Source organism: Rhodococcus sp. R1101 (assembly GCF_000278445.1).
GTDB classification, from domain to species: domain Bacteria; phylum Actinomycetota; class Actinomycetes; order Mycobacteriales; family Mycobacteriaceae; genus Rhodococcus; species Rhodococcus gordoniae.
On the sequence record NZ_AJVB01000239.1, the window covers coordinates 1 to 5,884 of the forward strand.

The 5,884-nt window shown below is 66.3% G+C and carries 7 protein-coding genes; 1 reads left to right on the top strand and 6 read right to left on the bottom strand.

The genetic code is table 11. The annotated features are described in order from the left end of the window. From R1101_RS0114760 to catA, 5 genes are all read right to left on the bottom strand, one after another. The coding region (locus tag R1101_RS0114760; RefSeq protein ID WP_016934175.1) for an alpha/beta hydrolase at positions 1-706 on the bottom strand (706 nt) is incomplete at its 3' end. Between the two features lie 75 nt (positions 707-781). Beyond that, the gene (locus R1101_RS0114765; protein WP_016934176.1) at positions 782-1,918 is read right to left on the bottom strand and encodes an alkaline phosphatase family protein; all 1,137 of its coding nucleotides are present in this window, start codon (positions 1,916-1,918) and stop codon (positions 782-784) included. A gap of 35 nt (positions 1,919-1,953) precedes the next feature. Then, positions 1,954-2,235 carry a muconolactone Delta-isomerase gene (gene catC / locus R1101_RS0114770; protein ID WP_016934177.1) on the bottom strand — a complete coding sequence of 94 codons (282 nt, stop codon included), beginning with the start codon at positions 2,233-2,235 and terminating at the stop codon, positions 1,954-1,956. A 37-nt stretch (positions 2,236-2,272) separates the two neighbouring features. Beyond that, complete coding sequence (locus R1101_RS0114775) at positions 2,273-3,400, bottom strand: muconate/chloromuconate family cycloisomerase (protein ID WP_016934178.1); 1,128 nt, start codon at positions 3,398-3,400, stop codon at positions 2,273-2,275. 149 nt (positions 3,401-3,549) lie between these two features. After that, entirely contained in the window at positions 3,550-4,401 is an 852-nt protein-coding gene (catA, locus tag R1101_RS0114780; RefSeq protein WP_016934179.1) for a catechol 1,2-dioxygenase, read from the bottom strand. Between the two features lie 192 nt (positions 4,402-4,593). Between catA and R1101_RS0114785 the strand changes: the two genes are divergently transcribed. Continuing rightward, the gene (locus R1101_RS0114785) at positions 4,594-5,391 is read left to right on the top strand and encodes an IclR family transcriptional regulator domain-containing protein (RefSeq protein ID WP_026003296.1); all 798 of its coding nucleotides are present in this window, start codon (positions 4,594-4,596) and stop codon (positions 5,389-5,391) included. Between the two features lie 11 nt (positions 5,392-5,402). Here R1101_RS0114785 and R1101_RS0114790 read toward each other — a convergent pair. Next, the coding region (locus R1101_RS0114790; RefSeq protein WP_026003297.1) for a helix-turn-helix transcriptional regulator at positions 5,403-5,884 on the bottom strand (482 nt) is incomplete at its 5' end.

Consider the following 5,884-nt stretch of genomic DNA (forward strand, 5'->3'; position numbering starts at 1 on the left):
CGCCCTCGATCGCTTCTTCCCCGGCGAACCAGCGCGGACGGATCTTCCCGAGGGCCTTGATGGGTAGGTAGGCGTCCCTCGCCATGTACTTCGGATCGTGCTTGTCGAGATCGAGGTTGAGCAGCGGCGAGTAACCGATCACCGCTGCCGGTCGCTGGATGCCGCGACGCGCGGCGAGCTCGGCGACCTTCGCCGCGAGATAACCACCGGCCGAATCGCCCCCGACGACGATGCGGGTGGGGTCGTCGGCCACCTCGAGCAGTGCGGTGTACGCGTTCATCGCGTCCTGCACCGAACCTGCGATCGGCACCGCGGGCACCTGCCGGTAATCCATCGAGTACACCGGTGCACCGGAGTCCAGTGCCAGTTGCACGCACAGCTGACGGTGGGTGGACGGGCCGCAGAAGATGAAGCCACCGCCGTGGAAGTAGAGGATGGTGGCGTCCTCGAGCGGGTCGTCGACCGGCTTCGGGGAAATGATCCGCTCACCGGGCACTCCCCCGAGTTCGGTCTGCGTGACGTGCACGGCACGCGGGGTGGGCGTGATCCTGTCGACCACCCACGACAGCCGGCCGAGCACGGCGATTCCGAAGTCGTTGCTCGGCCAGAGGCTCAGGATCGGCTTGAAGAGGATCCGGACCGCCCACAGGAGGATCAGCGCGACCCTACTGCTGCGGTCGTGCCAGGTCACCGCATCGGTACGCATGTGCACACACTATGTGACCGATACGGTTCGGGCATCGAGAGTTCCGACACCCGCGAGTCCCGGCAGGGATACCGGTCACCCGATCCGCAGCAGCGGCACGAGCAGTTCCTCGTCGGTCAACGCCCCGTGCTGCCCGGGCAGGTTGGACATGACCTGCTCCCCGTCGCTGCGGATCACCGTCGATTCGCCTCGTCCGACAGCCACGATGTCGCCGATCCGCCTGGCCAGCGACGGATCGGGATCGGATCCGAACAGGCACGCCGCGAACGCGTCGTCGCGGGTGCCGACCCACGCGTGGTCGCCGAGTTCGTTGCGCCAGCGGTCGAGGACCCGGCCGACGTGGTCGGTATAGATGTGGCGACATCGCGGCTCGCCGGCAATGACGGTGACGTCCTCACCCAGACCCGGTGTGTGGTCGAAGTCGATGCGACGACCGCGGGAGGCGTCGACCATGCCGTGGTCGGCGGTGACGAGCAGACGGGTGCCGTCCGGCAGCGCCCCGGCGAGCTGTTCGACGAAACGGTCGACCACCGTGAGCTGCGCGAGCCACGCCGCGGACTCCGGCCCGTAGACGTGCCCGAGCGTGTCGACCTCCCCGATGTAGCAATAGACGAGACTACGGTCGCCCGTGCGCACCGCGGCGACGACCTGGGCGAGCAGGTCGCCGTAGGCGGAGACCCCGACGAAATTGCCGCCGCGCAGCACGGCGCGGGTGAGACCGCTCCCTTCGAAGGCCTTCGGCACGACGGTCGTGACGGTCAGGCCGGCCTCGCGACCGCGTTCGAACACCGTCCGGTGGGGTTGCACGGTCTCCGGAACGAGGTCGTCGCGCTGGTCGATCGCGGTTCCGGCGAGGGTCCAGCGCAGCCAGTTCACCGGAGCTTCGATCTCGTCGACATACGACTGGTAGCCGGTGATGCCGTGGAGACCGGACGGCAGCCCGGTCCCGAGGGAGGCGAGGCTGACCGCTGTGGTCGTGGGGAAACCGGCACGCATCGGGCTCCCCGGCGCCTGTGTCAGGTACGGGGCTGCTTTCGTGTTGCGCTGCAGCAGTTCCCATCCCATTCCGTCGACGAGCAGGACGACGGTGTGGTCGGCCGGGGCCAGGTCGAGTCGATTGCTCTCACCGGCGACCCCCGCCGACGAGAGCACCGAGGGCATCAGGTCGGCGAGGGTCGGCTCGGCGTAGACGTCGCGCAGGGGCAAGCTCATATTCCGAGTATGAGCCACGGCCGTGCGCGCGGGTGTCACTTGATGTCGGACCCGTGCTTCGTCAGCGGCATGATCTCGATGTGCATGTAGGGGAACAGCGGCAGATTCCACAGGATCTCGTGCAGCTCGTCCGCCGACTCGACATCGAAGATCGAGATGTTGCTGTACTGGCCGACGATCCGCCAGATCTCGCGCCACTTGCCCTGGCGCTGCAGATCCTGACTGTAGGCCTTCTCCTTGGCGACGGTCTCGGCGCGCACGTCGGGGTCGAGATCACGGGGGATGTCGACATCCATCCGAACGTGGAACAGTGCCATGATATTTCTCCTTCTTCTGTTCTGGCGAAAATGCGGATCAGGAGCGCGCGTACTTCTTCACGACGTCCATGTCGAGGTCGACGCCGAGACCCGGCCCCTCGGGCAGGTGCACCTGACCCTCGGAGTAGTCGAGCGGCTTCTGCAGAAGTTCGACGGCGAACAGCTGCGGACCGAACAGTTCGGTGCCGTAGTCGATCCCCGGTTCGGCGCAGGCGAAGTGGATGGACGCCGCGGTGCCGATGGGTCCTTCGATGGAGGTCGCGCCGTGGCAGCGCAGACCTGCCGCCTTCGCGACGGCGACGACCTGCTTGCTGCGCTGCAGCCCGCCGCACTTGGTGGTCTTGAGGGCGACGACATCGGCGGCGCCGAGCTTGGCCACTTCGTACGCGTCGTGCGGAGTCTGTACGGATTCGTCGGCCATCACCGGCGCCGAGACGCGGCGGTTGATCTCGGCGAGAACATCGAGTTGGTCTGCGGGAGTGGGCTGTTCGATGAGCTCGACACCACCGTCGACGAGTTGCGGGACGTGGCGCAACGCGGTGAAGCGGTCCCAGCGGGCATTGACGTCGATGCTGAATCCGACCTCGCCGCCGAACGCTTCCACGATCTTGACGACGCGGCCGGTGTCGACCGCCGGGTCGAGCGCACCCATCTTGAGCTTGAAGGAGAAGTTCAGGCGCTGCTCGCGCTTGTGCGTGACCTCTTCGACGATCTCCTCGAGTGGAGCCGCGCCGAGCGCCCAGCGCACGTCGACGCCGGTGCGGAAGGCACCGCCGAGCAGCGACGCGACCGGCACACCCAGTGCACGACCCCAGGCGTCGTGCATCGCGACGTCCACGGCGGCCTTCGCGAAACGCGCGTTGGCGACGATGCGCTCGATATCGACCATGACGCCGCTGATTTCGTCGACGCCGCGCCCGATGATGTAGGGACCGATGTAGCGGTCGACGATCTGCTGCATCGTCTCGACCGACTCGCCGCCCCACCACGGTCCACCCGGCACGACGCCCTCACCGTAACCGGTGACGCCACTTTCGGTGGTCACCGCGACGAGCAGGATCGGCTGCGCCTCCGAGGTGGTGGTGGCGAACTTGTGGGGCCGGATCAACGGCACATCGATGATCGTCGTGGTGACGGATGCGATCTTCAGATCGGGATCGGACATCGGAATTGCTCACAATCGGGTCGGGGTGTGACAGGGGGTACGTCGCCGGTGTATTCAGCATGAATGCCGGTGCCCCAGAGGGACACCGGCATTCACGATGCGAACCGCGCTCTCGTTCGGATGTGATCAGGCCGCATCCGCGGTCCGGATCACGCTTCCGGGTCGAGCACGAAGTCGTAGGTCACCTCGGCGATGCCGTCGGCGTTGGGCTGCGGATCCAGGATGAGCTCGGGCTTGACGGCCGTCGCGACATCGTCCTCGACCCACTCGCCACCCTGGAAGTACAGCTGGGTGGTGATGGCGCGCTTGCCGGGAGCTTTCACCATCAGGTGCAGATGGGCGGGGCGCCACGGGTGTCCGCCGTAGGACTTGATGAACCAGCCGGTCGGGCCGTCGGACGGGATCTGGTAGGGAGCCGGCTTGAGCGTGGTGATCTCGAAGTTGCCGTTCTCGTCCACCTCGACGGTGCCGCGCAGGTTCCACTCGGGGATGCCGGGGGCGAACTGCGAGTAGAAGCCCTCTTCGTCCGCGTGCCACAGCTCGACGGTGGCGCCGGGCAGACCGTTGCCCTCGAGGTCGGTGACCTGGCCCTTGAAGACCAGCGGCGGCGCGACCTTGTCCTTCTCGCGCATCGGCATGGTGCACTTCGACGGGAGCTTGGGGCTGTCCGGGACGTAGTAGGGGCCTTCGATGGAGCCCTTGGTGCCGGTGAAGCCCTTGCGGTTGTAGTGCACCTTCTCGATCTCGTGCTCGAGGAAGACGTCGAGCCACAGCGGCCACTCGCCGTATTCACCCACGTCGATGAGCCACTGCTTGAGCACGCGGTACTCGTCGTAGGTCACCTGGTGCTTGTCGACGATACCGGCGAGAGCGTCCAGCAGGTCCTTGTAGATCGCCGACGCGCGCTCGACCGAGGTGTCGGACGTGACCCGCTCGGACTTGAACTTGTCGGTCGCAGCGTTGCCGGACCCGTGGGCAGTGGGGTTCTCCATGGTGGTCATGGCTCTCCTCGTGAAGGACTGAACTATCGGGAAGTGTGGGGCCGGTGCGACACGGGGGCTGCGGTGATCACCGGTCTGTACGCTGTGCGTACTTGTGTATCGCAGTGCGTACACCACATACTGTGCGTGGTGTCACACAGCTTGTCAACACCGGATCGGGCACCATCGACGAGTACGCAGGTAGGAGGCGGGATGCCGAGCATCGACCTAGGTAATGGTCCTAGCAACGACCGGGACTTCATTCAGAGCATCGAGCGTGGTTTTGCGGTATTGCACGCCTTCGACGACAAGGACCCGAATCCCACCCTCGCCGAACTCGCCGCCAAGACCGATCTGTCCAGGCCTGCGGTTCGACGTATCCTGCTGACCCTGCAGAAGCTCGGATACGTCACCTCGCAGGGGACGCGATGGTCGCTCACCCCGCGCGTACTCAGCATCGGCCAGCACTACACCGCGTCCCACACCCTCGTGGACTCGGCGCTACCGAAACTGGTCGAGATCGCCGAACACACCAACGAATCGGCGTCGCTCGGCGTGCTCGACGGTACCGAGGTCGTCTACGCCGCGCGCGTTCCGGTCCGCAGGATCATGAGCATCAACGTCTCCGTCGGCACCCGTGTCCCCGCCTATGCAACCTCGATGGGCCGGGCGCTGCTGGCCTGGTCACCACGCGAACTGGTCGACCACATACTCGACCGGACACAGTTCGAGCGACTCACGAGCGCAACCATCGACAACCCGGACGACCTGCGCACCGAACTCGCCCACGTGCGCAGCCGGGGATACGCCCTCACCGCCGCGGAACTCGAAGAAGGACTCATCACGATCGCCGCGCCCGTCTTCGACCCTTCGGGCCACGCGGTCGGAGTGCTCGCATGCTCGACGTCGACCGGCCGGCACACCCTCGAGTCGTTCCGCGATCTCACCGCGAAACGGGTGGTGGACTGCGCGGAGCGGCTCAGCAGCGAACTCGGCTACCGCCACCGCTGAGGACGCCCACCTCATCCACGCAAGGTGGTCGACGGTGGCACCCCGTACTTGCGCTTGTAGGCCGCCGCGAACCGCCCGGTATGGGTGATGCCCCACTCGAGGGCCACATCGGTGACCGACAACTCCGCGGCGTCGCCCATGGTGAGTGCCTCGTGGATACGCTCGAGGCGCAGGTCGAGAAGGTAGTCGCGAGGACACACCCCGAGATATTCGCGGAAGCCCTCCTGCAGGCGCCGCACACTGACTCCGGCCACCTCGGCCATGTCGGCGGTGGTCCACGCCGAAGCGGGGTCCTCGTGCAGGCGGTCGAGAACCCGCTTGATGATGCGCGGACGCGCACCCCCGGTCGGATCCGCGTCCTCGGGCATGACCGCGAGGATGAACGACGTGGTCAGAGCACCCGACAGTTGCTCCGCGACAAGCGCATTCCCCCAGAGCGATTGGTCTGCCCCGAGTTGCTCCACGACCGAACGCAACAGCGTCATCCAGCTCT